This window comes from Pseudooceanicola sp. LIPI14-2-Ac024, from assembly GCF_042188925.1.
Lineage (GTDB): Bacteria > Pseudomonadota > Alphaproteobacteria > Rhodobacterales > Rhodobacteraceae > Pseudooceanicola.
In genome coordinates this window covers 481,649-501,506 of record NZ_CP170102.1, presented here as the reverse complement: position 1 = coordinate 501,506, position 19,858 = coordinate 481,649, and the positions used below count along the sequence as shown (strand labels likewise).

At 68.3% G+C, this 19,858-nt stretch carries 25 protein-coding genes and 1 pseudogene; all 26 read right to left on the bottom strand.

Annotated features, from left to right (window positions below):
* Nucleotides 1–4: 4 nt before the first annotated feature.
* The 26 genes and pseudogenes from nuoK to ACE2AC_RS02300 all read right to left on the bottom strand — a co-directional run bounded on the left by nuoK (nucleotide 5) and on the right by ACE2AC_RS02300 (nucleotide 19,676).
* The gene (nuoK, locus tag ACE2AC_RS02425) at nucleotides 5–310 is read right to left on the bottom strand and encodes an NADH-quinone oxidoreductase subunit NuoK (RefSeq protein WP_375690539.1); all 306 of its coding nucleotides are present in this window, start codon (nucleotides 308–310) and stop codon (nucleotides 5–7) included.
* A 186-nt stretch (nucleotides 311–496) separates the two neighbouring features.
* The gene (locus ACE2AC_RS02420) at nucleotides 497–1,105 is read right to left on the bottom strand and encodes an NADH-quinone oxidoreductase subunit J (RefSeq protein ID WP_375690538.1); all 609 of its coding nucleotides are present in this window, start codon (nucleotides 1,103–1,105) and stop codon (nucleotides 497–499) included.
* A complete protein-coding gene (locus ACE2AC_RS02415; RefSeq protein ID WP_375690537.1) occupies nucleotides 1,102–1,509 on the bottom strand; it encodes a carboxymuconolactone decarboxylase family protein in 408 nt (135 codons plus the stop codon). The genes ACE2AC_RS02420 and ACE2AC_RS02415 overlap by 4 nt, the downstream gene beginning before the upstream one ends.
* A 36-nt stretch (nucleotides 1,510–1,545) precedes the next feature.
* Nucleotides 1,546–2,040 (bottom strand): NADH-quinone oxidoreductase subunit NuoI, encoded by a 495-nt coding sequence (gene nuoI / locus ACE2AC_RS02410; RefSeq protein WP_375690536.1) that lies wholly within the window; start codon nucleotides 2,038–2,040, stop codon nucleotides 1,546–1,548.
* 1 nt (nucleotide 2,041) lies between these two features.
* Entirely contained in the window at nucleotides 2,042–3,079 is a 1,038-nt protein-coding gene (nuoH, locus tag ACE2AC_RS02405; protein ID WP_375690535.1) for an NADH-quinone oxidoreductase subunit NuoH, read from the bottom strand.
* Nucleotides 3,080–3,096: 17 nt separating this feature from the next.
* On the bottom strand, nucleotides 3,097–3,516 hold the full coding sequence (locus ACE2AC_RS02400; protein WP_375690534.1) for a hypothetical protein: 420 nt from the start codon (nucleotides 3,514–3,516) through the stop codon (nucleotides 3,097–3,099).
* 15 nt (nucleotides 3,517–3,531) lie between these two features.
* Nucleotides 3,532–5,553: an NADH-quinone oxidoreductase subunit NuoG gene (gene nuoG / locus ACE2AC_RS02395; protein ID WP_375690533.1), complete on the bottom strand. Its 2,022-nt coding sequence runs from the start codon at nucleotides 5,551–5,553 to the stop codon at nucleotides 3,532–3,534.
* 3 nt (nucleotides 5,554–5,556) lie between these two features.
* Nucleotides 5,557–5,958, bottom strand: coding sequence for a DUF5333 domain-containing protein (locus tag ACE2AC_RS02390; protein ID WP_375690532.1), 402 nt, complete (start codon nucleotides 5,956–5,958; stop codon nucleotides 5,557–5,559).
* Nucleotides 5,958–6,311: a hypothetical protein gene (locus tag ACE2AC_RS02385; RefSeq protein ID WP_375690531.1), complete on the bottom strand. Its 354-nt coding sequence runs from the start codon at nucleotides 6,309–6,311 to the stop codon at nucleotides 5,958–5,960. Before ACE2AC_RS02385 ends, ACE2AC_RS02390 begins: the two co-directional genes overlap by 1 nt.
* Nucleotides 6,308–6,811: a DUF3291 domain-containing protein gene (locus tag ACE2AC_RS02380; protein WP_375690530.1), complete on the bottom strand. Its 504-nt coding sequence runs from the start codon at nucleotides 6,809–6,811 to the stop codon at nucleotides 6,308–6,310. The genes ACE2AC_RS02385 and ACE2AC_RS02380 overlap by 4 nt, the downstream gene beginning before the upstream one ends.
* 3 nt (nucleotides 6,812–6,814) lie before the next feature.
* Nucleotides 6,815–8,110 (bottom strand): NADH-quinone oxidoreductase subunit NuoF, encoded by a 1,296-nt coding sequence (nuoF, locus tag ACE2AC_RS02375; protein ID WP_375690529.1) that lies wholly within the window; start codon nucleotides 8,108–8,110, stop codon nucleotides 6,815–6,817.
* Nucleotides 8,111–8,114: 4 nt separating this feature from the next.
* Nucleotides 8,115–8,363, bottom strand: a complete 249-nt coding sequence (locus ACE2AC_RS02370; protein WP_375690528.1) for a DUF5337 domain-containing protein — start codon at nucleotides 8,361–8,363, stop codon at nucleotides 8,115–8,117.
* On the bottom strand, nucleotides 8,360–9,112 hold the full coding sequence (locus tag ACE2AC_RS02365) for a hypothetical protein (RefSeq protein ID WP_375690527.1): 753 nt from the start codon (nucleotides 9,110–9,112) through the stop codon (nucleotides 8,360–8,362). Before ACE2AC_RS02365 ends, ACE2AC_RS02370 begins: the two co-directional genes overlap by 4 nt.
* Nucleotides 9,113–9,141: 29 nt before the next feature.
* On the bottom strand, nucleotides 9,142–10,341 hold the full coding sequence (locus ACE2AC_RS02360) for an NADH-quinone oxidoreductase subunit E (protein ID WP_375690526.1): 1,200 nt from the start codon (nucleotides 10,339–10,341) through the stop codon (nucleotides 9,142–9,144).
* 37 nt (nucleotides 10,342–10,378) lie between these two features.
* Nucleotides 10,379–10,669: a hypothetical protein gene (locus ACE2AC_RS02355; RefSeq protein ID WP_375690525.1), complete on the bottom strand. Its 291-nt coding sequence runs from the start codon at nucleotides 10,667–10,669 to the stop codon at nucleotides 10,379–10,381.
* A gap of 77 nt (nucleotides 10,670–10,746) precedes the next feature.
* Nucleotides 10,747–11,958, bottom strand: coding sequence for an NADH-quinone oxidoreductase subunit D (locus ACE2AC_RS02350; RefSeq protein ID WP_375692060.1), 1,212 nt, complete (start codon nucleotides 11,956–11,958; stop codon nucleotides 10,747–10,749).
* Entirely contained in the window at nucleotides 11,958–12,281 is a 324-nt protein-coding gene (locus ACE2AC_RS02345) for a hypothetical protein (RefSeq protein ID WP_375690524.1), read from the bottom strand. The genes ACE2AC_RS02350 and ACE2AC_RS02345 overlap by 1 nt, the downstream gene beginning before the upstream one ends.
* A complete protein-coding gene (locus ACE2AC_RS02340) occupies nucleotides 12,281–12,889 on the bottom strand; it encodes an NADH-quinone oxidoreductase subunit C (protein ID WP_375690523.1) in 609 nt (202 codons plus the stop codon). Before ACE2AC_RS02340 ends, ACE2AC_RS02345 begins: the two co-directional genes overlap by 1 nt.
* A 4-nt stretch (nucleotides 12,890–12,893) precedes the next feature.
* Entirely contained in the window at nucleotides 12,894–13,442 is a 549-nt protein-coding gene (locus tag ACE2AC_RS02335; protein WP_375692059.1) for a NuoB/complex I 20 kDa subunit family protein, read from the bottom strand.
* Nucleotides 13,439–13,804, bottom strand: a complete 366-nt coding sequence (locus ACE2AC_RS02330; protein WP_375690522.1) for an NADH-quinone oxidoreductase subunit A — start codon at nucleotides 13,802–13,804, stop codon at nucleotides 13,439–13,441. The genes ACE2AC_RS02335 and ACE2AC_RS02330 overlap by 4 nt, the downstream gene beginning before the upstream one ends.
* Before the next feature lie 367 nt (nucleotides 13,805–14,171).
* Nucleotides 14,172–14,954: a crotonase/enoyl-CoA hydratase family protein gene (locus tag ACE2AC_RS02325; protein ID WP_375690521.1), complete on the bottom strand. Its 783-nt coding sequence runs from the start codon at nucleotides 14,952–14,954 to the stop codon at nucleotides 14,172–14,174.
* Between the two features lie 2 nt (nucleotides 14,955–14,956).
* Nucleotides 14,957–15,811, bottom strand: coding sequence for a hydroxymethylglutaryl-CoA lyase (locus ACE2AC_RS02320; RefSeq protein ID WP_375690520.1), 855 nt, complete (start codon nucleotides 15,809–15,811; stop codon nucleotides 14,957–14,959).
* Nucleotides 15,811–16,473: a glutathione S-transferase family protein gene (locus tag ACE2AC_RS02315; RefSeq protein WP_375690519.1), complete on the bottom strand. Its 663-nt coding sequence runs from the start codon at nucleotides 16,471–16,473 to the stop codon at nucleotides 15,811–15,813. Before ACE2AC_RS02315 ends, ACE2AC_RS02320 begins: the two co-directional genes overlap by 1 nt.
* Nucleotides 16,470–18,412, bottom strand: a pseudogene (locus ACE2AC_RS02310) (acetyl/propionyl/methylcrotonyl-CoA carboxylase subunit alpha). Before ACE2AC_RS02310 ends, ACE2AC_RS02315 begins: the two are co-directional and overlap by 4 nt.
* On the bottom strand, nucleotides 18,412–18,909 hold the full coding sequence (locus ACE2AC_RS02305; protein WP_375690518.1) for an O-acetyl-ADP-ribose deacetylase: 498 nt from the start codon (nucleotides 18,907–18,909) through the stop codon (nucleotides 18,412–18,414). The pseudogene ACE2AC_RS02310 and the gene ACE2AC_RS02305 overlap by 1 nt, the downstream one beginning before the upstream one ends.
* On the bottom strand, nucleotides 18,906–19,676 hold the full coding sequence (locus ACE2AC_RS02300; RefSeq protein ID WP_375690517.1) for an NAD(P)H-dependent flavin oxidoreductase: 771 nt from the start codon (nucleotides 19,674–19,676) through the stop codon (nucleotides 18,906–18,908). Before ACE2AC_RS02300 ends, ACE2AC_RS02305 begins: the two co-directional genes overlap by 4 nt.
* Nucleotides 19,677–19,858: the final 182 nt, after the last annotated feature.

Genomic DNA, 19,858 nt, shown 5'->3' with positions numbered 1-19,858 from the left:
GCCGTCAGCCTTTCATCACGTTGACGTCTTCCACGGCGATCGAGCCGCGGCTGCGGTAGAAGCAGACGAGGATGGCAAGGCCGATGGCTGCCTCCGCCGCCGCGACCGTCAGGACGAAGAGGGTGAAGACCTGCCCGGCGAGGTCGCCCAGGAACGAGGAGAAGGCCACCAGGTTGATGTTGACCGAGAGCAGGATCAGCTCCAGCGACATCAGCAGGATGATGACGTTCTTGCGGTTCAGGAAGGTGCCGAAGACGCCGATGACGAACAGCGTCGCCGCGACGGTGAGGTAATGTTCCAGACCGATCATTTGCGCGCTCCCTTCCCTGCCCGGCTCTGCCGGATGCCGAGAACAACGGGCACGAAGATGCCCGCGAAGAAGATGGCTATCCAACTGGCTATGCTCATCGCTGTCCCATTCCTCCCCCTCTTGGCGGGGGTCTTTCTTTCACTCGGCGGGGCCGGCATGGCCCCGGATATGTTCAGGCCGGCAGGCTCAGAGGCCCTGCCCCGGCTTCACGTCCTTCAGTTCCATCGCGGCCTTCGGGTCGCGCCACATCTGCTGCAGCACGTTCTGGCGCTTGACGTCGGGCCGGTGGCGCACGGTCAGCACGATCGCCCCGATCATCGCGACCAGCAGGATCAGGCCCGCCAGCTGGAAGATCAGGAAATACTGGTCATAGACGATCATCCCGAGCGCGGCGGTGTTCTCGACCCCTTCCGGCGTGATCGCCTGGCGCGCGGCCTCGGCGGTTTCGGCGGTGGTCCAGTTCGCGTAGGCGGCGACGAATTCCATGATCAGGACGACCCCGATCAGGATCGCCAGCGGCAGGTGACGGGCCATCTCGGCCTTGAGCTCGGCGAAGTCGACGTCGAGCATCATCACCACGAAGAGGAACAGCACCGCGACCGCGCCGACATAGACGATGATCAGCAGCATCGCCACGAACTCCGCCCCCAACAGGACGAAGAGGCCCGCCGCCGACAGGAAGCTGAGGATCAGCCAGAGCACCGAGTGCACCGGGTTGCGCGCCACGACCGTCATCAACCCGCCGGCCAGCAGCGCGATCGAGAACAGATAAAAGGACAGAGCCGCGATGGTCATTCCTTATCCCCTTCCATTTCGTCCATGACTTCCTTGGCGAGGGTCCCCGCCTTGGTCACGGCCGGCACGCCGGCGAACATCGTCATCTGGGCGATGGCCTCGGCAATTTCCTGTTTCGTCGCGCCCGCCTCGATCAGGTGGCGCACGGTCAGCCGCAGCTGGCTTTCCGCGATGGCGCCCTGGGTCGTCAGACCGGCGAGCACCAGGAAGAGCCGGGTCTTGCTGTCCAGCCCTTCCTTGTTGAAGGCCTTGCCGAAGGCGACTTCCATCCACTCCTTGGGGAGCGTCGGCCACATCGCCTCGAACGCCTTCGGGTTGAAGCTCTCGAGCGCCGGGTTCATCGCCTTGGCCCAGGCCTGCGCCTGGTCCATCATCATCTCGAACGGATTGCGATTGTCAGCCATCGGCGCCTCCCCGGGCGTTATGTCCGGTACGAGCGGTCATCGGTACGGCGCATCCAGCTCGAGGTTGCGCGCGATCTCGGCCTCCCAGCGTTCGCCGTTGGCGAGCAGCTTGGCCTTGTCGTAGAACAGCTCTTCGCGCGTCTCGGTCGCGAACTCGAAGTTCGGGCCCTCGACGATCGCGTCCACCGGGCAGGCTTCCTGGCAGAAGCCGCAGTAGATGCACTTGGTCATGTCGATGTCGTACCGCGTGGTCCGGCGGCTGCCGTCCTCGCGCGGTTCGGCGTCGATCGTGATCGCCTGCGCCGGGCAGATCGCCTCGCACAGCTTGCACGCGATGCAGCGCTCCTCGCCGTTGGGATAGCGGCGCAGGGCGTGTTCGCCGCGGAACCGGGGCGACAGCGGCCCCTTCTCGTGCGGGTAGTTCACCGTCGCCTTGGGCTTGAAGAAGTACTTCAGCCCCATCTGGAACCCCTTGAGGATGTCCGTCATCAGGAAGTAGCGGGCAGCGCGGCCGTAGTCGACGTTGGCCATATCAGCCTCCAATCGCCCAGCGGGCCCAGAACCCGCCAAGGACTTCGAATTTTGCAAGGAACGACACGATCACGACCCAGGCGAGCGACAGGGGAAGGAACACCTTCCAGCCGATCCGCATGAGCTGGTCGTAGCGGTAGCGCGGCACCACGGCCTTCACCAGCGCGAAGAAGAAAAACGCGATCAGCATCTTGAGGAGGAACCACAGGAAGCTGTCGGGCAGGAACGGCACCGGCGAGAGCCAGCCGCCGAAGAACAGCAGCGACACCAGCGCGCACATCAGCACGATCGCGAAATACTCACCGATCATGAAGAGCAGGAACGGCGTCGAGGAGTATTCCACCTGGTAGCCCGCGACCAGTTCGGATTCCGCCTCGGGCAGGTCGAACGGCGGCCGGTTGGTTTCCGCCAGCGCCGAGACGAAGAACAGGATCACCATCGGGAAGTGCGGCAGCCAGTACCAGTTGAACAGACCCCAGTCGCCATCCTGCGCGTGCACGATGCTGGTCAGGTTCAGCGACCCGGTCGAGATGATCACGCCGATGATGATCAGGCCGATCGACACCTCGTACGAGATCATCTGTGCCGCGGACCGCAGCGAGCCGAGGAACGGGTATTTCGAGTTCGACGCCCAGCCCCCCATGATCACGCCGTAGACCTCGAGAGAGGAGACCGCGAAGATGTAGAGGATCGCGACGTTGATGTCGGACAGGACCCAGCCCTCGTTGAAGGGGATCACCGCCCAGGCGATCATCGCGAGGACAAAGCTGGTCAGCGGCGCCATCAGGAACACGACCCGGTCGGCGCCCGCGGGAATCACGACTTCCTTGGTGATGTACTTGATGAAGTCCGCAAAGCTCTGCAGGAGCCCGTAGACCCCCACCACGTTGGGTCCGCGCCGCAGCTGGACGGCGGCCCAGATCTTGCGGTCCGCGTAGAGCAGAAAGGCCAATGCCACGAGCAGCGGCACGACGATCAGCAGGACTTGTCCCACGATCACCAGCAGCATGCCCACAGGATGGTCGGTAAAGAAGCTCATTGGTCCCTACATCCTTTTCATACCGTCGGAATCTTGCGTTCCGTGCAGTCTGCGACGACCACTTCGGCGTCGAGTTTTCTCAGCCCATCCGGCAGCGCCGCCGAGATGGTATAAACCGCATCTGCTGTCCAGAGGCCACCCTCTCGGGAGACATTTGTTCGCAAATGACGGGCAAATCCGTAGCCCCGGATCAGGGTGTATTGCGCGGCCGCGCATTCGGCGTAATCGGCCACGTCCCCGTCGTCCCGGGCGCCCCGCATGGCGACCCGGAAATGCACCAGGTCACCGTCCAGAAGGCGCGTCTCGATTCCCTCGTACACCGCCCCCGCGGGCGCCGGCATGGCCGCGCGCCGCTCCGCCGTGGCCAGTGCCGCGGCGCCCGTGTCGGGCGTCGGCGCGCAGGCGGCCATCAGCGGCAGGGCCAGGACGAGGGACATGCTCCGCAACCCCGCTTATTCCGCCGCCAGCGGCGCTTCGGCGCGGGCCTTGGCCCGGGCGGAGAGATCCGCCATCACCTCGGACGCCCGAGCGATCGGGTTGGTCAGGTAGAAGTCGCGCACCGCCGAGACGAAGCTGGCATCACCCAGTTTGCCGGTCTCCAGCGGCTCCCATTCGTTCTCGGCCACGTGGTCGAGCCCCTTGAGCACCGGCGCGGCCTCGACCATCGCGGTGCGCAGCTGCGCCAGGCTGTCGAAGGGCAGCGTCGCGTCCAGCTCGGCCGACAGGGCCCGCAGGATCGCCCAGTTCTCCTTGGCCTCGCCCGGGGCGAACCCGGCGCGCAGCGCCAGCTGCGGGCGGCCCTCGGTGTTGACGAAAAGGCCGTTCTCCTCGGTCCAGGCGGCGCCCGGCAGGATCACGTCGGCGCGGTGCGCGCCGCGGTCGCCGTGGCTGCCCTGGTAGACCACAAAGGCACCCTCGCCCACCTCGACCTCGTCCGCACCGAGGTTGTAGACCACCTCGGCCCCGTCGAGCGCGGCGCTCAGCCCGCCCTCGGTCACCGCGCCCACGTCCATCGCGCCCACGCGGGACGCGGCGGTGTGCAGGATCAGCAGCTTGGCCTTGCGGGCGGCGGCAATCTCCATCGCGGCGGCCAGCACGGCGGCGCCGTCAGCCTCGCGGATCGCGCCCTGGCCGACGATGACGATGCCTTGGGTCTCATCCGCCGGGGCCTCTTTCGCGGTCTTGATATGCGCGGTCAGAGCGGCGCGGTCGGTGCCGAAATGGTGGTAGTCATAGGTCAGGTCGACCGCCTCGCCGATCACGCCGACCTCGGCGCCCAGGCTCCAGGCCTTGCGGATGCGGGCATTCAGCACCGGGGCCTCGGCCCGCGGATTGGTCCCGATCAGCAGGATGCCCCCGGCGGTGTCCAGGTCCTCGATCGACGCGGTGCCGACGTACCCCGACCGGTTGCCGGCGGGCAGCTTGGCGCCATCGGTCCGGCACTCGACGTTGCCGCCCAGCCCCTCGACCAGCGTCTTGAGCGCATAGGCCGCCTCGACCGGGACGAGGTCACCGACCAGGCCCGCGACCTTCTTGCCCTTCATCGCCGCGGCGACGGCGCTCAGCGCCTCGCCCCAGGTGGCGGGCTTGAGCTTGCCGTCCTTGCGGACATAGGGCCGGTCCAGGCGCTGACGGCGCAAGCCATCCCAGACAAAGCGCGTCTTGTCGGAAATCCATTCCTCGTTCACGCCGTCATGGTTGCGCGGCAGGATCCGCATCACTTCGCGGCCCTTGGTGTCGACCCGGATGTTCGAGCCGAGCGCGTCCATCACGTCGATCGTCTCGGTCTTGGTCAGCTCCCACGGGCGGGCGGTAAAGGCATAGGGCTTCGACACCAACGCCCCGACCGGGCAGAGGTCGATGATGTTGCCCTGCATGTTCGAGTCGAGCGTCTGGTTCAGGTAGCTCGTGATCTCGGCATCCTCGCCGCGGCCGGTCTGGCCCATCTGGTGAATGCCCGCGACCTCGGTCGTGAAGCGCACGCAGCGGGTGCACGAGATGCAGCGCGTCATGTGGGTTTCGACCAGCGGCCCGAGGTCGAGGTCGTCAGACGCCCGCTTGGGTTCGCGGTAGCGGCTGAAGTCCACGCCGTAAGCCATTGCCTGGTCTTGCAGATCGCATTCGCCGCCCTGGTCGCAGATCGGGCAGTCCAGCGGGTGGTTGATGAGCAGGAACTCCATCACCCCCTCGCGGGCCTTCTTCACCATCGGCGAATTGGTCTTGATCACCGGCGGGGCACCATCCGGCCCCGGCCGCAGGTCCTTGACCTGCATCGCGCACGAGGCGGCGGGCTTCGGCGGGCCGCCGACGACCTCGACCAGGCACATCCGGCAGTTGCCGGCGATCGACAGCCGCTCGTGATAGCAGAAGCGCGGCACCTCGACCCCGGCCTGCTCACAGGCCTGGATCAGCGTCAGCGCCGGGTCCACCTCGATTTCCATGCCGTCGATGACGATCTTGCGAAGGTCAGCCATGTCTCACTTCTCCTTCAGAAAGGCGCCGATCTGCGTGCCTTTCTCCATTTCCTGCGTGCCGAGCCTGCAGAGATCCGCATCGCTGTCGGGATTCAGCCCGCGCGCCCGCACATATGCCTCGCCGCGCACGCGCATCCGGGCCTTCTCGGCGTCGCTGCGCACGTATTCCTTGATTTCGTCGTTGCTGTAGCCAAGCTTGTTGGCCTGCGCCTTGAGGTCCCAGAGGTAGCCCAGGCCGGTCAGCGTGCGGGGCGCGATCGCCTCACAGCGGTCGCTGATCTCGTAGGCCAGCGCGACCCACAGCATCTTGTCGTCGATCTCGGGCACGTCGCGCAGCGGCGGACGCGCCTCGGCCGCCGCCGGCAGCGCCATCAGCGCCGCGAGCGATATGGAGGCAAGGCGCATCACACCCAGCCCTCGCATTCGCCGGAAATCGCCATCCGCCCGTCCGCGATCCTCAGCGTCGCGTGCGGCACGTCGGGCCCCTGGTACCAGTTGATCCGGGTCAGGCCGAAGTTGCGCAGGCAATAGGTGTAGGCGGCGTAGCGCCCCGCCTCGATCGCGCCCTCGATCCCGCGGTCCAGGTTGCCGACGCTGACCTGGAACACCTCGGGCCGGGTCTCGTCCTGCGTGACCTTGGTGCTGTAGTACTGCCCGTTGAAACTCTGGCGCGAGCCCGAGAACACGTTGCTCGACCCCTGCCCGGAACACCCGGCCAGAAGCGCCGCCATCATCACGAACCCTGCAAACGCCTTCATGCTGCCTCCCCGCACCGATGTGCCACCCAGCCCTGCGCCTCGACCGTCGACCAGTCAAAGGCATGTTCCGTCGGTCCATGCACCGCCAGGTGATCGAGGCGCGCCTTCGCCTCCTCGATCGTCGGCCGGTGCCCGGCGGGCACGTGCCACAGGACCATCCGCGGCCCGGGCAGCTGTTCGGCGTCGTCGTACCACTGGTCGCGCTTGCCGTAATAGACCCGGTGCAGCGTGTTCCAGACGAACTGGCCTAGCGCGTCCGCGTTCTCCCAGACCGACAGGGTCGAGGCCATGCGGGGATGTCCCCCCAGCACGCCGCCGCTGTCCAGCTGCGCCGCTTCCATGTCGTCCTCGCCCAGCATCCAGACGAACCCCGGCGACCGCATGGCGATCCCGTTCACGTGATCGAGCCCGTCCACGAACTCGGCCACGCGGGGGTCCTCCCAGTCGTAGCGGAGGATGCCGCAGTTGAACTGGGCGATATGGAGGGTCGAGCCGGTCACGCCTTACTCCGCCGCCACCGCGCTGACGCGGCCGGTGCGCTTGGCCTTGATGCGGTCCTCGATCTCGTCGCGGAAATGACGGATCAGGCCCTGGATCGGCCAGGCCGCCGCGTCGCCGAGCGCGCAGATCGTGTGGCCCTCGACCTGCTTGGTCACGTCGAGCAGCATGTCGATCTCCTCGACGCTGGCATCGCCGGTCACCAGGCGATCCATCACGCGCATCATCCAGCCGGTGCCTTCCCGGCAGGGCGTGCACTGGCCGCAGCTTTCGTGCTTGAAGAATTTCGACAGCCGCCAGACCGCCTTCACCACGTCGGTGTCCTTGTCCATCACGATCATGCAGCCGGTGCCGAAGGACGACTGGTTCTGGCGCATCCAGTCGAAGTCCATGATCGCGTCTTCCAGTTTCTCCTTGGGAAGAACCGGGCAGGACGCGCCGCCGGGGATGATGGCCTTGAGGTTGTCCCAGCCGCCGCGCACGCCGCCGCCGTGGCGCTCGATCAGTTCGCGCACCGGCATCGACATCGATTCTTCGAAGACGCAGGGGTTGTTGACATGGCCGGTCAGGGCAAAGAGCTTGGTGCCCACATTGTTTTCCCGCCCGAAGGACGAGAACCATTCAGGCCCGCGCCGCAGGATGGTCGGGACCACCGCGATGGATTCCACGTTGTTCACCGTGGTCGGGCAGCCGTAGAGGCCCGCGCCCGCCGGGAACGGCGGCTTCATCCGGGGCATGCCCTTGCGGCCCTCGAGGCTTTCCAGCAGCGCGGTTTCCTCGCCGCAGATGTAGGCGCCGGCGCCGTGGTGCAGGTAGAGGTCGAAATCCCAGCCCGACTTGCAGGCGTTCTTGCCGATCAGGCCCTTGTCGTAGGCCTCGTCGATCGCGGCCTGCAGGGCTTCCTTCTCGCGGATGTATTCGCCGCGGATATAGATGTAGGCCGCGTGCGCGCCCATGGCGAAGGACGCGATCAGGCAGCCCTCGACCAGCGTGTGCGGGTCGTGGCGCATGATCTCGCGGTCCTTGCAGGTCGCGGGTTCGGATTCGTCGGCGTTCACCACCAGGTAGGCCGGGCGGCCGTCGCTTTCCTTCGGCATGAACGACCACTTGAGCCCGGTCGGGAACCCTGCCCCGCCGCGCCCGCGCAGCCCCGATGCCTTCACCTGCTCGACGATCCAGTCGCGGCCTTTGCCGAGGATCTCGGCGGTGCCGTCCCAATGGCCGCGTGCCTGCGCGCCCTTCAGGGTGCGGTCGTGCATACCGTAGAGGTTGGTGAAAATGCGGTCTTCGTCCTTGAGCATCACGCTACCTCGGCCCGTTTTCGTTCAGTTGCTGGCGCAGGCGCCAGATTTGCCAGATCACCACGAATATCCACACGAAGGCGGCGATCGCGGCCATGTCCAGTAGAGAGACGAAGCGCGCTGGCCAGCCCATGAACATCACGGTCTGCGTGCCCACGAACCAGACGAGCATGGTCCCGGCGATCACCAGCGCCACGAGCCGTCCCTTGCGGGCCATCTCCCGCTCTGCCTGCTGCCGTTCGTCCCGGTTCATTCGTCAACTACGTCACCCTTGTCGACCGCGCCGCCCCGGGCCAGAACCCCGGCCTTTGCGACCCAGTCGTTGCGTTCCGCCCGGCCCTTGAGGCTGGGCACCTGGGCCTCGACCCAGGCAATGTTCTTCGGCGTCCACGACGCGATCTGGGCAAAGTGGTACACCCCCAGCTCGGTCAGCGCCTCGGCCACCTTGGGCCCCACGCCCGGCAGCTCGGTCAGGTTGTCCGCCACGCCCGCGCGCGGCCGGTCCAGCAGCTTGGGCTTGTCGCCCTCGTCCACCTCGTAGGCCACCGCGCTCGTCGCGCTGGTGGACCCGCTTTCCTGCGCCTCGTCCCACTCGGCGGTGCCCGCATCGGGCGGCACCGTCACCTTGGGCCGGGCGATTTCCTCCGTCTCGGGCGCCGCCGGCGCGTCGGCGATCGTGCCGCCGCTGCCCGGCTGGGCCAGGGCCGAGGTCCCGCGCGTCGCCGGGGCCGCCGCCACCGGGGCCGCCCCGGGCTGCGGTTCGCCGCCCGGCGCCGCGACCGCGTCGGCCGACTGGTTGGCGACGCTGTCCTCGGGCTCACGCGTGACGCAGAAGGTCTGGCTCAGCACCACCCCGGCGCCGAGGCCGATCACCACCGCGAGGATCTGCGCGAGAAGCTTGAGCAGGAAGGAATCCAGAACCAGGTAGGCAATGATCCCGATCACCACCGCGCCGGCCCAGCAGACCAGCGTGCAACGTCCTTCCTTCGTCTCCCAATCCATCGCCTCGATCCTCGAATGATGTGCTCAGCTCAGTCGTCGTCGTAAATCCCGTCCTTCTTCGCTCGCGTGGCGAATTCCGTCTCTTCCCCGGCGGCCAGTTTCCTGGCCTGCTCGATCCAGCCGTCCCGCGTGACCCGGCCCTTGAAGCCGACGAACTTGGTGTCGGCCCATTCCAGCTCTTCCGGGGTCCAGTTGGCGATCTGGTCGTAATGGTAGATACCGACCGCGTGCAGCATGCCCTCGAGCTTCGGACCGATGCCCTTGATCAGCTTGAGGTCATCGGCCGTGCCGCCGCGCGGTTCGCTCAGCAGCGCGGGCTCGGTGCCCGCGGGCGCGGCGGTCTCGGCGGCGGCCGAAGCACCGGCCGGCTCGCTCTTGCCGCGCGGACGGCCGGTCTCGACGGCCTGCGCCTCCTGTTCGGTCACGCCGGTGGCGTCCGCGGGCTTGCCCTTGGAGGGACGCGGCTCCTTCGCCGGCTTGTCCTTGGCCGCGACGTCGGCTTTCTTGGCCTTCTTCGCGCCGTCCTGTTTCCAGGGCGTCAGCAGCGGCACCTCGGTCCCGTCGATGCGCTTGACCGTGTCGCCCACGTCGACCGCGCGCTGCACCGACGCGTTGTACTGCGTCTGGCCGCTGTCGTACTCGGTCAGCGTCACCAGACCGGCCAGCGGCTCGGACGAATAGCGCCCGTTCTGCGGCCCCGGCACCGGCACCTTGCCCTCGGCCAGTTCGTCGATGATCTCGGCCAGCCGCGCCTCGGTCAGGTCCTCGTAATAGTCCTTGCCGATCTGCGCCATCGGCGCGTTCGCGCAGGCGCCCAGGCATTCGACCTCTTCCCACGAGAACCGGCCATCCGCCGACAGCGCGTGCGGCTTGGCGGCGATCTTGTCCTTGCAGACCTGCATCAGGTCCTCGGCGCCGCAGATCATGCAGGACGTGGTGCCGCAGATCTGGATATGCGCAACGGACCCAACGGGTTGCAGCTGGAACATGAAGTAGAACGTCGCCACTTCCAGCGCCCGGATATAGGCCAGGTCGAGCATCGCGGCGATGTGTTCGATCGCCGGACGGGTCAACCAGCCCTCCTGCTCCTGGGCACGCCACAGCAGCGGGATGATGGCCGAAGCCTGGCGGCCCTCGGGGTACTTGGTGATCTGCGCCTCGGCCCAGGCCTGGTTGGCCGGGGTGAAGGCAAAGCCCTCGGGCTGTTCGTGATGCAGGCGTCGCAGCATGTCTCGACTTCGTCCTCTAACCTTCGGTTGCCGCCTGTCAGGCGGCGCAGGGCCCGGTGATCAGGCGGACGCCGCCGCCTTCGATCGGTTCGGCCGCGCCCGCGGCCATCCGGTATTGCCCCATCTCGATCGTCTGTTCGCGCGTCAGGCCGGTCTGGAACTCGACGGCGTTGTATTGCGGCTCGTTCACCATCTCGCACCCGACAGAGGCGACGGCCCGATCGTAGGCCTCCACCATCTCGGGGCCCACGCCGGTCGGCGGCGTGGCACAGGCCGCGATCATTCCCAGTGCGCCGCAAGCCGCGGCAAGACGCGTCAGTCCAACCATGTTCGTCCCCCGAATGCGGCGGCCGGGCCCCATCGCCCGTTCCGCCCTGTCCGTTCCGTTCCGGTGCCGCGCGCGGCTCACCGGTCGACCTCGCCGAACACGATGTCCAGCGTCCCGATGATCGCCGCCACGTCCGCCAACTGGTGGCCCGACGCGACATAGTCCATCGCCTGCAGGTGCAGGAACCCCGGCGCGCGCAGCTTGGCGCGGTAGGGCTTGTTGGTGCCGTCGCTCACCAGGTACACGCCGAATTCGCCCTTCGGCGCCTCGACCGCGGCATAGACCTCGCCCGCCGGCACCCGGAAGCCCTCGGTGTAGAGCTTGAAGTGGTGGATCAGCGCTTCCATCGAGGTCTTCATGTCGCCGCGCTTCGGCGGGGTGATCTTGCCCCGCGCCAGCACCTCGCCCGGCTCCTCGCGGAGCTTGGTGACACATTGACGGATGATCTTGGTCGACTCGCGCATCTCGGCCATCCGGACGAGGTATCGGTCATAGCAGTCGCCGTTCTTGCCGACGGGGATCTGGAAATCGAACTCGTCGTAGCACTCGTAGGGCTGCGCGCGCCGCAGGTCCCAGGCCAGGCCCGAACCGCGCACCATCACGCCCGAGAACCCCCAGTTCTGGATGTCCTCTTCCGACACCACGCCGATGTCGACGTTGCGCTGCTTGAAGATCCGGTTCTCGGTCAGCAGGCTGTCGATGTCGTCGAGCTTCTCGGGGAACTCGATCGCCCATTCCTCGATGTCGTCGATCAGCTTGGCAGGCAGGTCCTGGTGCACGCCGCCGGGCCGGAAATAGGCCGCGTGCAGCCGCGCGCCGCAGGCCCGCTCGTAGAAGATCATCAGCTTCTCGCGTTCCTCGAAGCCCCAGAGCGGCGGCGTCAGCGCGCCCACGTCCATGGCCTGCGTGGTCACGTTCAGCAGGTGGTTCAGCACGCGCCCGATCTCGGAGTAGAGCACCCGGATCAGCGAGGCGCGGCGCGGCACCTCGACGCCGGTCAGCTTCTCGATCGCCAGGCACCAGGCGTGTTCCTGGTTCATCGGCGCGACATAGTCGAGCCGGTCCAGGTACGGCAGGTTCTGCAGGTAGGTCCGGCTCTCCATGAGCTTTTCCGTGCCCCGGTGCAGCAGGCCGATATGCGGGTCGCAGCGCTCGACGATCTCACCGTCGAGCTCGAGCACCAGCCGCAGCACGCCGTGCGCCGCCGGGTGTTGGGGGCCGAAGTTCAGGTTGAAGTTCCTGATCTTCTGTTCCTGGGTCTCGACGTCGCCGAACTTGGAACCGTCCATCATGTTTTCGCCCTCCTCGATGCGGAGCGGAAGATGTCTTTGCCGATGGCCACGACCAGCGCGGTCAGCGCCGTGCCGCAGGCCGATCCCAGCACCACGGCCGAGATCTGCGCGGGGGTCAGGCCAAGCGCGCCGACACCCGAGCCGCGGGTGATCCAGAGCAGGCTGGCCAGGGACACCGCCGCGCCGGCGGAAAACGCGACGCCTGCCAGGCGCAGGCCACGCGGGATCAAGAGACCGCAGGCCAGCGCCGCCACGAGGTACAGCACGCTGCGGAACGATCCCAGCATGGCCCCGAGGAAGACGCCGATCAGCGTGTCCATCACTTCGCCTCTTCCTTCTTCTCGTCGCCGGGAAGGATGTAGTGCGCACCCTCCCAGGGCGACATGAAGTCGAACTGACGATATTCCTGCACCAGCTTCACCGGCTCATAGACGACCCGCTTGGCGGTCTCGTCGTAACGCACCTCGGTGTAGCCGGTGGTCGGGAAGTCCTTGCGCAGCGGGTAGCCGCGGAAACCGTAGTCGGTCAGCAGGCGCCGCAGGTCCGGGTGCCCCGAGAACAGGATCCCGTACATGTCGAAGGCCTCGCGCTCGAACCAGTTCGCGCTCGGATGCACGCTGGTGATCGAGGGGATCATCTCGTCCTCGCGCACCGCGCAGCGCAGGCGGATGCGCTGGTTCTGGTACATCGACAGGAACTGGTAGACCACGTCGAACCGCTTGGGCCGCTGCGGGTAGTCCACGCCGCTCAGGTCCACCAGCGTCGAGAACTTGCAGTTGTTGTCGATGCGCAGGAAGTCGACGAAATCGACGATGCTGGCCGGGGCCACGTCGATGTTCAGCTCGCCATAGGCGACTTCCCAGCCCAGCACGCAGTCCGGCCGCTTCAGCTCGATATGGGCGCCGAGTTGCTCCAGTGCTTCGCTCATGCCCTTACCTCGCGATCGTGCCGGTGCGGCGGATCTTCCGCGCCAGCTGCATGATGCCGTAAAGCAGCGCCTCCGCGGTCGGCGGGCAGCCCGGGACGTAGATGTCGACCGGCACGATCCGGTCGCAGCCGCGCACCACGGAATAGCTGTAGTGATAATAGCCGCCGCCGTTGGCGCAGGATCCCATCGAGATCACGTAGCGCGGTTCGGGCATCTGGTCGTAGACCTTGCGCAGCGCCGGGGCCATCTTGTTGGTCAGCGTGCCCGCGACGATCATCACGTCCGATTGGCGCGGCGAGGCGCGCGGCGCGACGCCGAAGCGTTCCACGTCGTAGCGCGGCATCGAGGTGTGCATCATCTCGACCGCGCAACACGCGAGGCCGAAGGTCATCCAGTGGAGCGAGCCGGTGCGCGCCCAGTTGATGATGTCCTCGGTCGAGGTCAGCAGGAAACCCTTGTCCTGCAGCTCGCGGTTGAGGTTCTGGGTGGCGACCTCGGGATCCGGCCCGGCGGTGTTCACCGGGGTGGTCGCGGCGGACTGGGCGGGCGTCATTGCCATTCCAGCGCCCCTTTCTTCCATTCGTAGCAGAAACCGATCGTCAGCACCGCGAGGAACACCATCATCGACCAGAAGGCGGCCATGCTGACCCCGCTGAAGGCCACCGCCCAGGGGAACAGCATCGCGATTTCGAGGTCGAAGATGATGAAGAGGATCGAGACAAGGTAGAAGCGCACGTCGAACTTCATCCGGGCGTCGTCGAAGGCGTTGAAACCGCATTCGTAGGCCGACACTTTTTCCGGGTCGGGATTGCGGACTGCGACGATCACGGCGGCGAGGATCAGGACAAGCCCGAGACCGATCGCAACGGCCAGAAAGACGAGAATGGGGAGGTACTCCCGCAGCATCTCTTCCAAGGTCGGCTCCTTTGCTTCGCGGGCGGGCCTCACAGGGCCCGCGTTGGCTGGTGTCGGGTTTACTCCCGCCCCCCGGCAGGGTCAACCGAGGCCGCGCCATTTCCGCATCGCGGCATCGCCTGCCACGCCAGCCCCGCAACAAAGGCTGAAATGCGGGTCAACCGCGTCCGGCGACCGCCATCCGCACCCTCGAATCCAAACATTTACCGAACGTTAACGGCACCCGAGGCCCGACTCACCGCCGCCCCGCGCAGGCGCCGGGCCCCGGCGCGGGAGGTTGCGCCCGGCCGGACCATGACCGCCGGTGCGCGGCGGGGTAGACCCCCGCCGACCGGCCGTCACCTCACGCGCGACCGCGCCCCCGCCGCTACGCCTGCCAGCCCGGCTTGCGCTTCTCGAAGAACCCGCCGATCCCCTCGCGCGCCTCGTCACCTTCCCAGCAGGCGACCAGCTCGCCCACCGAATGATCGATCTCGGCCGCCCCGACACGCGGCCCGAGGTATGCGACCAGCGCCTTGGCCCGCGCCACCGCCCCGGGCGCGCAGTCGAGCGCCGGGATGATCTCGGCCTCCACCGCGGCGTCCAGTTCCTCCGACGGCACCGCGCGGGACAGGAGCCCCAGCTCCACCGCCTCGGCCGCGCCGAACCGGCGGCCGGTGAAGAACACCCGCCGCGCCCGGCCCTCGCCCATCCGGGCCACGACGTAGGGCCCGATGGTCGCAGGGATCAGCCCCAGCCGCGTCTCGGTCAGCGCCATCGTCAGCGTGTCGGCCCCGATCGCGATGTCGCAGACCGCCGCCATGCCGACCCCGCCGCCAAAGGCATTGCCCTGCAACCGCCCGATCAGCGGCTTGGGCAGGTCGTTCAGCGCCTTCAGCATGTAGGCCAGCGCCCCGGCCTCTTCCCGGCGCACCTCGGGCGTCGCGTCGAACTGGTCGCGCATCCAGCCGAGGTCCCCGCCCGCGCAGAACGTCGCGCCCCGCGCCGCCAGCACCACGACCCGCACCGTGTCGTCCGCCGCCAGTGCGTTGGCCGCCGCGGTGATCTCTCCGATCATCTGCGCCGACATGGCGTTGTGCTTGTCCCCCCGGTCGAGCCAGAGCCATGCCACCCCGCGGTCGTCCCGCTCGATCGTCACCGTCTCGTACATGCTCATCCCTCCCGCATCGCGCGCGCCATCGCCGCTGCCTCGTCCAGCACCGCGCGGTCCAGCCCGGTTTCGTATCCCAGCGACACCAGCCGGTCATGCACCGCCTCGGTCGCCACGTTGCCCTTGGCGCCGGGTGCGTAGGGACAGCCGCCCAGTCCCCCGACCGCGGCGTCGAAAACCCGCAGCCCCAGCTCCAGCGACACCTCTATGTTGTCCAGCGCCCGGCCCGCGGTGTCGTGGTAATGCCCCGCCAGCCGCTCCGCCGGCAGTTCGCCCAGAACCGCCTCCAGCATCGCGCGGATGCTCTCGGGCGTGCCCTGCCCGATCGTGTCGCCCAGCGACACCTCGTAGGCGCCGAGCGCCGCCAAGGCCTTCGCGACCCGCGCCACCTCGGACGGCGCGACCTTCCCGTCATAGGGGCAATCCGTCACGCAGGAGACATAGCCCCGCATCGGCACCCCCGCCGCCCGCGCCGCCTCGGCCACCGGGGCGAACCGCTCCAGGCTCTCTGCGATCGAGCAGTTGATATTGGCGCGCGAAAACCCCTCCGACGCCGAGGCAAAGATCGCCACCTCGTCCGCCCCGGCGGCCAGCGCATCCTCGACCCCGCGCAGGTTCGGCGTCAGCGCGGTGTAGCGCACGCCCGGCGCGCGGGTGATCCCGGCCAGCACCTCGGCGCTGCCCGCCATCTGCGGCACCCATTTCGGGCTGACGAAACTCGCCGTCTCGATATGCGTGAACCCCGCCCGGCTCAGGCAGTCGACCAACGCGATCTTCTCGGCCACCGGGATCGCGCGCTTTTCGTTCTGCAATCCGTCCCGCGGCCCCATTTCGAATATCTCGACACCCTCGCCCATCACGCCTCGCCGACCGCGTAGAATTCCTCGCGGTGGAAGTTCGGCGCGCCGTCCAGCGCCTGCGCCGCCTTGAATGCCGGCCGCGCCTTCATCCGCTCGACATAGGCGCGCAGGTTGGGGAACTGGTCGAACCGGACGTAGCGCGGCGCCGCCAGAAGGTTCCACCCCATCATCGTATCGGCCGCCGAGAAGCCCGAGGCCAGGAACCACTCCTGACCCGCCAGCCGCGCCTCCATAGGCGCAAGCGTCGCCTGCAGCCGCCGCGCCTCGATCTTCACCACGGTGTCCGACCGATGCGACGGATCGCGGAGGAAGATCCACTGGAGGTTCAGGTTGGCGATCAGGTGCGCCTGCGTCTCGGCATAGTGCATGGCCTCGAGGAACGGCACCCGCTCGGGATCGCCCGGCAGACGGCCCAGCCCGTGATCGGGCCGCGTTTCGACCAGGTACTCGGTGATCGCGCCGCTTTCGTAGATGACCGTGCCATCCACCTCCAGCGCCGGGACCCGCCCGGCGGGCGAGCGTTCGAGGTAGTCGGGCGCGCGCAGCGACCCGTCCTGGATCGCATAGGTCAGGACCTCGGGCGTCTCGCCCATTTCCTGCAAGAGCCACAGGATGCGGAAACTCCGCGTCATCGGTACGTGGTGCAGTCTCATGCTCATGCCGTTTCCTCCTCGTGTTCCAGCCGGATCAGCGGGGCGCCCGCCTCGACCTGCGTGCCCTCGGTGACCAGCACCTCGGCCACGACGCCGTCGCGCGGCGCGGTCAGCCCGTGTTCCATCTTCATCGCTTCCAGGATGGCGAGCTTCTGGCCCGCCGTCACCACCTGCCCCGGTGCGGCATTCATCATCTTGACCATGCCCGGCATCGGCGCCTCGATCACGTCGCCCGACCCGGCCTCGGCGGCGCGCGCCAGCGGATCGACCACGTCAAAGACCTGCGCCACGCCGCCAAAGACCGTGATCCGCCCGCCCGCCGCGTGGTGATCCGGTGCGGCGACCCCGTCGAGCGTCCAGCGCCCGCCCAGCCAGCGGGCCGCGACGGTGTCGTCGCCGACGTGCGCCGTGGCCATGCCGGGGCTCGTCACCTCGACCGCGACCGAATGGTCCTCGTCCCGGTGCCGCAGCGCGATGCTGCGTTTCAGCGGCGCCCAGAGGCTGAAGCCCTGGAACCGCTCCGGCGCGCCGGACAGGCCCAGCCCGATCAGCGCCGCCCAGGCCCGCTCCGCCGCCGTCGCCGGCACCACCGCCGCCAGCGTGTCGATGTCCCGCCCGATCAGCCCGGTGTCGACCTGCCCCGCGCGGAAGCCCGCGTGCTCCGACAGGGCCGCGAGGAAGGCGAGGTTCGTCACCGTCCCCGCCACCTGCGTCTCGCGCAGCGACCGGGTCAGCTGCCGCAGCGCAATGTCCCGCGTCGCCCCGTGCACGATCACCTTCGAGATCATCGGGTCGTAATGCGGAGAGATCACGTCGCCCGACCGCACCCCGGTATCGGCCCGCACGCCCTTCGGGAACGACAGGTGTGCCAGCCGCCCGGTGGCGGGCAGGAACCCCTTCTCGACATCCTCGGCGTAAAGCCGCGCCTCGAAGGCATGGCCGGTGATCGTCAGCTCGTCCTGCCGTTTCGGCATCGGCTCGCCCGCCGCCACCCGGATCTGCCATTCGACCAGATCGACCCCTGTCACCGCCTCGGTCACCGGGTGTTCCACCTGCAACCGCGTGTTCATCTCCATGAACCAGAACCCGTCCGTGCGCAGCGGCCCGGAGCCGTCGACGATGAACTCGATCGTGCCCGCGCCCTTGTAGCCGATCGCCTCGGCCGCCTTCACCGCCGCCTGCCCCATGGCCGCGCGCATCTCTTCGGTCATGCCGGGCGCGGGCGCTTCCTCGATCACCTTCTGATGCCGGCGCTGCAGCGAACAGTCCCGCTCGAACAGGTGCACCGCCGTCTCGCCGTCGCCAAAGACCTGCACCTCGATATGGCGCGGGTTGGTGACGAACTTCTCGATCAGCACGTCGGGGTTGCCGAAGGCGGTCTTCGCCTCCCCCGGGCGCTGGCGAGCGCCTCGGCAAACTCCTCTGCGTCCTCGACCAGCCGCATCCCCTTGCCGCCGCCGCCCGCCACGGCCTTGATCAGGACCGGGTATCCGATTTCGTCGGCCGCCCGGGTCAGCACCGCGTCCGACTGGTCCGCGCCGTGATAGCCCGGCACCACCGGCACGCCGGCTTTCTCCATCAGCGCCTTGGCCGCGTCCTTCAGCCCCATGGCCCGGATCGCCTTGGCGCTCGGCCCGACAAAGGTCAGCCCCGCCGCCTCCACCGCGTCCACGAAATCCGGGTTCTCGGACAGGAAGCCATAGCCGGGATGGATCGCCTGCGCCCCGGTCGCCCGGCAGGCCTCGATGATCGCCTCGCCCCGCAGGTAGCTTTCCGACGGCGCCGCGCCGCCGATATGCACCGCCGTGTCGGCCATCTGCACATGCATCGCGCCCGCGTCCGCATCGGAATAGACCGCGACCGTGCGCAGCCCCATGGCCCGCGCGGTGCGGATCACGCGACAGGCGATCTCGCCCCGGTTCGCGATCAGGATCGTGTCGAACATCATTCCTCCAATGCCTTTTCGAGGATCTCCGCCGTGCCCGCGTCGAACGCGACCAGCGTGATCTCCCATCCGTCCCGGCCCGCCAGCCAGTCGCCCAACGTGTCTACCGCCACCGCGGCGGCCGCCTCGGCCGGGTAGCCGTAGACCCCGGTCGAGATCGCGGGAAACGCGATGCTGTCGCAGCCTGCCTGGTCCGCGAGGTCCATCGCCGCGCGGTAGCAGCCCGCCAGCAGCGCCGCCTCGCCCTGCCCGCCGCCGTGCCAGACAGGCCCGACCGCGTGGATCACATGCTTGGCCTTCAGCCCGTGACCGCCGGTGATCTTGGCGCTGCCGGTGTCGCAGCCATCGAGGGCGCGGCATTCCTCCAGCAGGCCCGGCCCCGCCGCCCGGTGGATCGCCCCGTCGACGCCGCCGCCGCCCAAAAGCGTCCGGTTCGCCGCGTTCACGATGGCGCAGACGTCGAGCGTGGTGATGTCGCCCTGCCAGACCCGGATCATCGCCGCCATCCTCCCTGCAACAGGCCTTCGGCCTCCGCGCTCATCTGCGCGAGGATCTCCGCCGCACCCGGCGCGTCACGGATCACGCCGATGGCCTCGCCCACGATCGGCGGCGCCATGTCGGGATCGCCCGCCTCGGCCGCCGCCAGCCAATTCGCGCGCGCCGCGTCGTCGTCGGCCAGCGCCTCGACCCGCCCGGTCCAGTCGTCCACGAAACGGTTGCGCATGGTGCGCAGGTCGAACCGCCCCGGCCAGTCCATCAGCCCGCGCGCCACGTCGATCACCTTGCCCCGTACGGTGGCGTCTCCGTGCGCCGCCAGCGCCACGCGCATCTGCGCTTCGGGCACCAGCGCCTCGCGGCTGGCCCAGAACCGCGTGCCGCAGAGCACGCCGTCCGCCCCCAGAATCAGCGCCGCCGCCAGCGCCCGGCCATCGGCGATCCCGCCAGCGGCCAGAAGAAGCGTCTCAGGCGCGCGGTTTGAAAGGTGGTCGGCCACCTCGGGCACCAGCGTCATCGTCGCCCGCCGCGCCCCGTGGCCACCCGCCTCGGTCCCCTGCGCGACGATCACCTGCGCCCCGGCCTCGACCGCGCGTTCTGCATCCGCGAGCGTCTGGACCTGCGCAAAAAGGGTCGATCCCGCATCCCGGATCCGCGCGCCGTACGGCACCGGATCGCCGAAGGACAGGAACACCGCGCGCGGCTTCCGCTCCAGCACCCGGTCAAGCAATCCCGGCGTCTGATCCAGCTTCCAGGTGATGAATCCCATGCCGACGGACGTGTTGCCCGCCGCCTCCATCTCGTCCTCGATCCAGCCCGCGTCGCAGTAGCCGCCGCCGATGAAGCCCAGGCCGCCGCCCGCCGTGACCGCCGCCGCCAGCCGCCCCCCGCGACCCGCGCCATCGGGGCGCTGGCGACGGGATGGTCGAGCCCGAAGGCCCGCGTGAACCG

What these genes read in the sequence shown, in the direction of transcription:
- ACE2AC_RS02300 (WP_375690517.1), bottom strand. Translation starts at nt 19,676, where the DNA reads ATGGGATTCATCACCTGGAAGCTGGATCAGACGCCGGGATTGCTTGAC.
- ACE2AC_RS02385 (WP_375690531.1), bottom strand. Translation starts at nt 6,311, where the DNA reads ATGAAGGCGTTTGCAGGGTTCGTGATGATGGCGGCGCTTCTGGCCGGG.
- ACE2AC_RS02365 (WP_375690527.1), bottom strand. Translation starts at nt 9,112, where the DNA reads ATGGATTGGGAGACGAAGGAAGGACGTTGCACGCTGGTCTGCTGGGCC.
- nuoI (WP_375690536.1), bottom strand. Translation starts at nt 2,040, where the DNA reads ATGGCCAACGTCGACTACGGCCGCGCTGCCCGCTACTTCCTGATGACG.
- nuoH (WP_375690535.1), bottom strand. Translation starts at nt 3,079, where the DNA reads ATGAGCTTCTTTACCGACCATCCTGTGGGCATGCTGCTGGTGATCGTG.
- ACE2AC_RS02345 (WP_375690524.1), bottom strand. Translation starts at nt 12,281, where the DNA reads ATGGACACGCTGATCGGCGTCTTCCTCGGGGCCATGCTGGGATCGTTC.
- ACE2AC_RS02360 (WP_375690526.1), bottom strand. Translation starts at nt 10,341, where the DNA reads ATGCTGCGACGCCTGCATCACGAACAGCCCGAGGGCTTTGCCTTCACC.
- ACE2AC_RS02355 (WP_375690525.1), bottom strand. Translation starts at nt 10,669, where the DNA reads ATGGTTGGACTGACGCGTCTTGCCGCGGCTTGCGGCGCACTGGGAATG.
- nuoG (WP_375690533.1), bottom strand. Translation starts at nt 5,553, where the DNA reads ATGGCTGACCTTCGCAAGATCGTCATCGACGGCATGGAAATCGAGGTG.
- ACE2AC_RS02305 (WP_375690518.1), bottom strand. Translation starts at nt 18,909, where the DNA reads ATGATCCGGGTCTGGCAGGGCGACATCACCACGCTCGACGTCTGCGCC.
- ACE2AC_RS02415 (WP_375690537.1), bottom strand. Translation starts at nt 1,509, where the DNA reads ATGGCTGACAATCGCAATCCGTTCGAGATGATGATGGACCAGGCGCAG.
- ACE2AC_RS02350 (WP_375692060.1), bottom strand. Translation starts at nt 11,958, where the DNA reads ATGGACGGTTCCAAGTTCGGCGACGTCGAGACCCAGGAACAGAAGATC.
- ACE2AC_RS02320 (WP_375690520.1), bottom strand. Translation starts at nt 15,811, where the DNA reads ATGGGCGAGGGTGTCGAGATATTCGAAATGGGGCCGCGGGACGGATTG.
- ACE2AC_RS02400 (WP_375690534.1), bottom strand. Translation starts at nt 3,516, where the DNA reads ATGTCCCTCGTCCTGGCCCTGCCGCTGATGGCCGCCTGCGCGCCGACG.
- ACE2AC_RS02390 (WP_375690532.1), bottom strand. Translation starts at nt 5,958, where the DNA reads ATGCGCCTTGCCTCCATATCGCTCGCGGCGCTGATGGCGCTGCCGGCG.
- nuoF (WP_375690529.1), bottom strand. Translation starts at nt 8,110, where the DNA reads ATGCTCAAGGACGAAGACCGCATTTTCACCAACCTCTACGGTATGCAC.
- ACE2AC_RS02325 (WP_375690521.1), bottom strand. Translation starts at nt 14,954, where the DNA reads ATGTACGAGACGGTGACGATCGAGCGGGACGACCGCGGGGTGGCATGG.
- ACE2AC_RS02315 (WP_375690519.1), bottom strand. Translation starts at nt 16,473, where the DNA reads ATGAGCATGAGACTGCACCACGTACCGATGACGCGGAGTTTCCGCATC.
- ACE2AC_RS02335 (WP_375692059.1), bottom strand. Translation starts at nt 13,442, where the DNA reads ATGACGCCCGCCCAGTCCGCCGCGACCACCCCGGTGAACACCGCCGGG.
- ACE2AC_RS02370 (WP_375690528.1), bottom strand. Translation starts at nt 8,363, where the DNA reads ATGAACCGGGACGAACGGCAGCAGGCAGAGCGGGAGATGGCCCGCAAG.
- ACE2AC_RS02420 (WP_375690538.1), bottom strand. Translation starts at nt 1,105, where the DNA reads ATGACCATCGCGGCTCTGTCCTTTTATCTGTTCTCGATCGCGCTGCTG.
- nuoK (WP_375690539.1), bottom strand. Translation starts at nt 310, where the DNA reads ATGATCGGTCTGGAACATTACCTCACCGTCGCGGCGACGCTGTTCGTC.
- ACE2AC_RS02340 (WP_375690523.1), bottom strand. Translation starts at nt 12,889, where the DNA reads ATGAGCGAAGCACTGGAGCAACTCGGCGCCCATATCGAGCTGAAGCGG.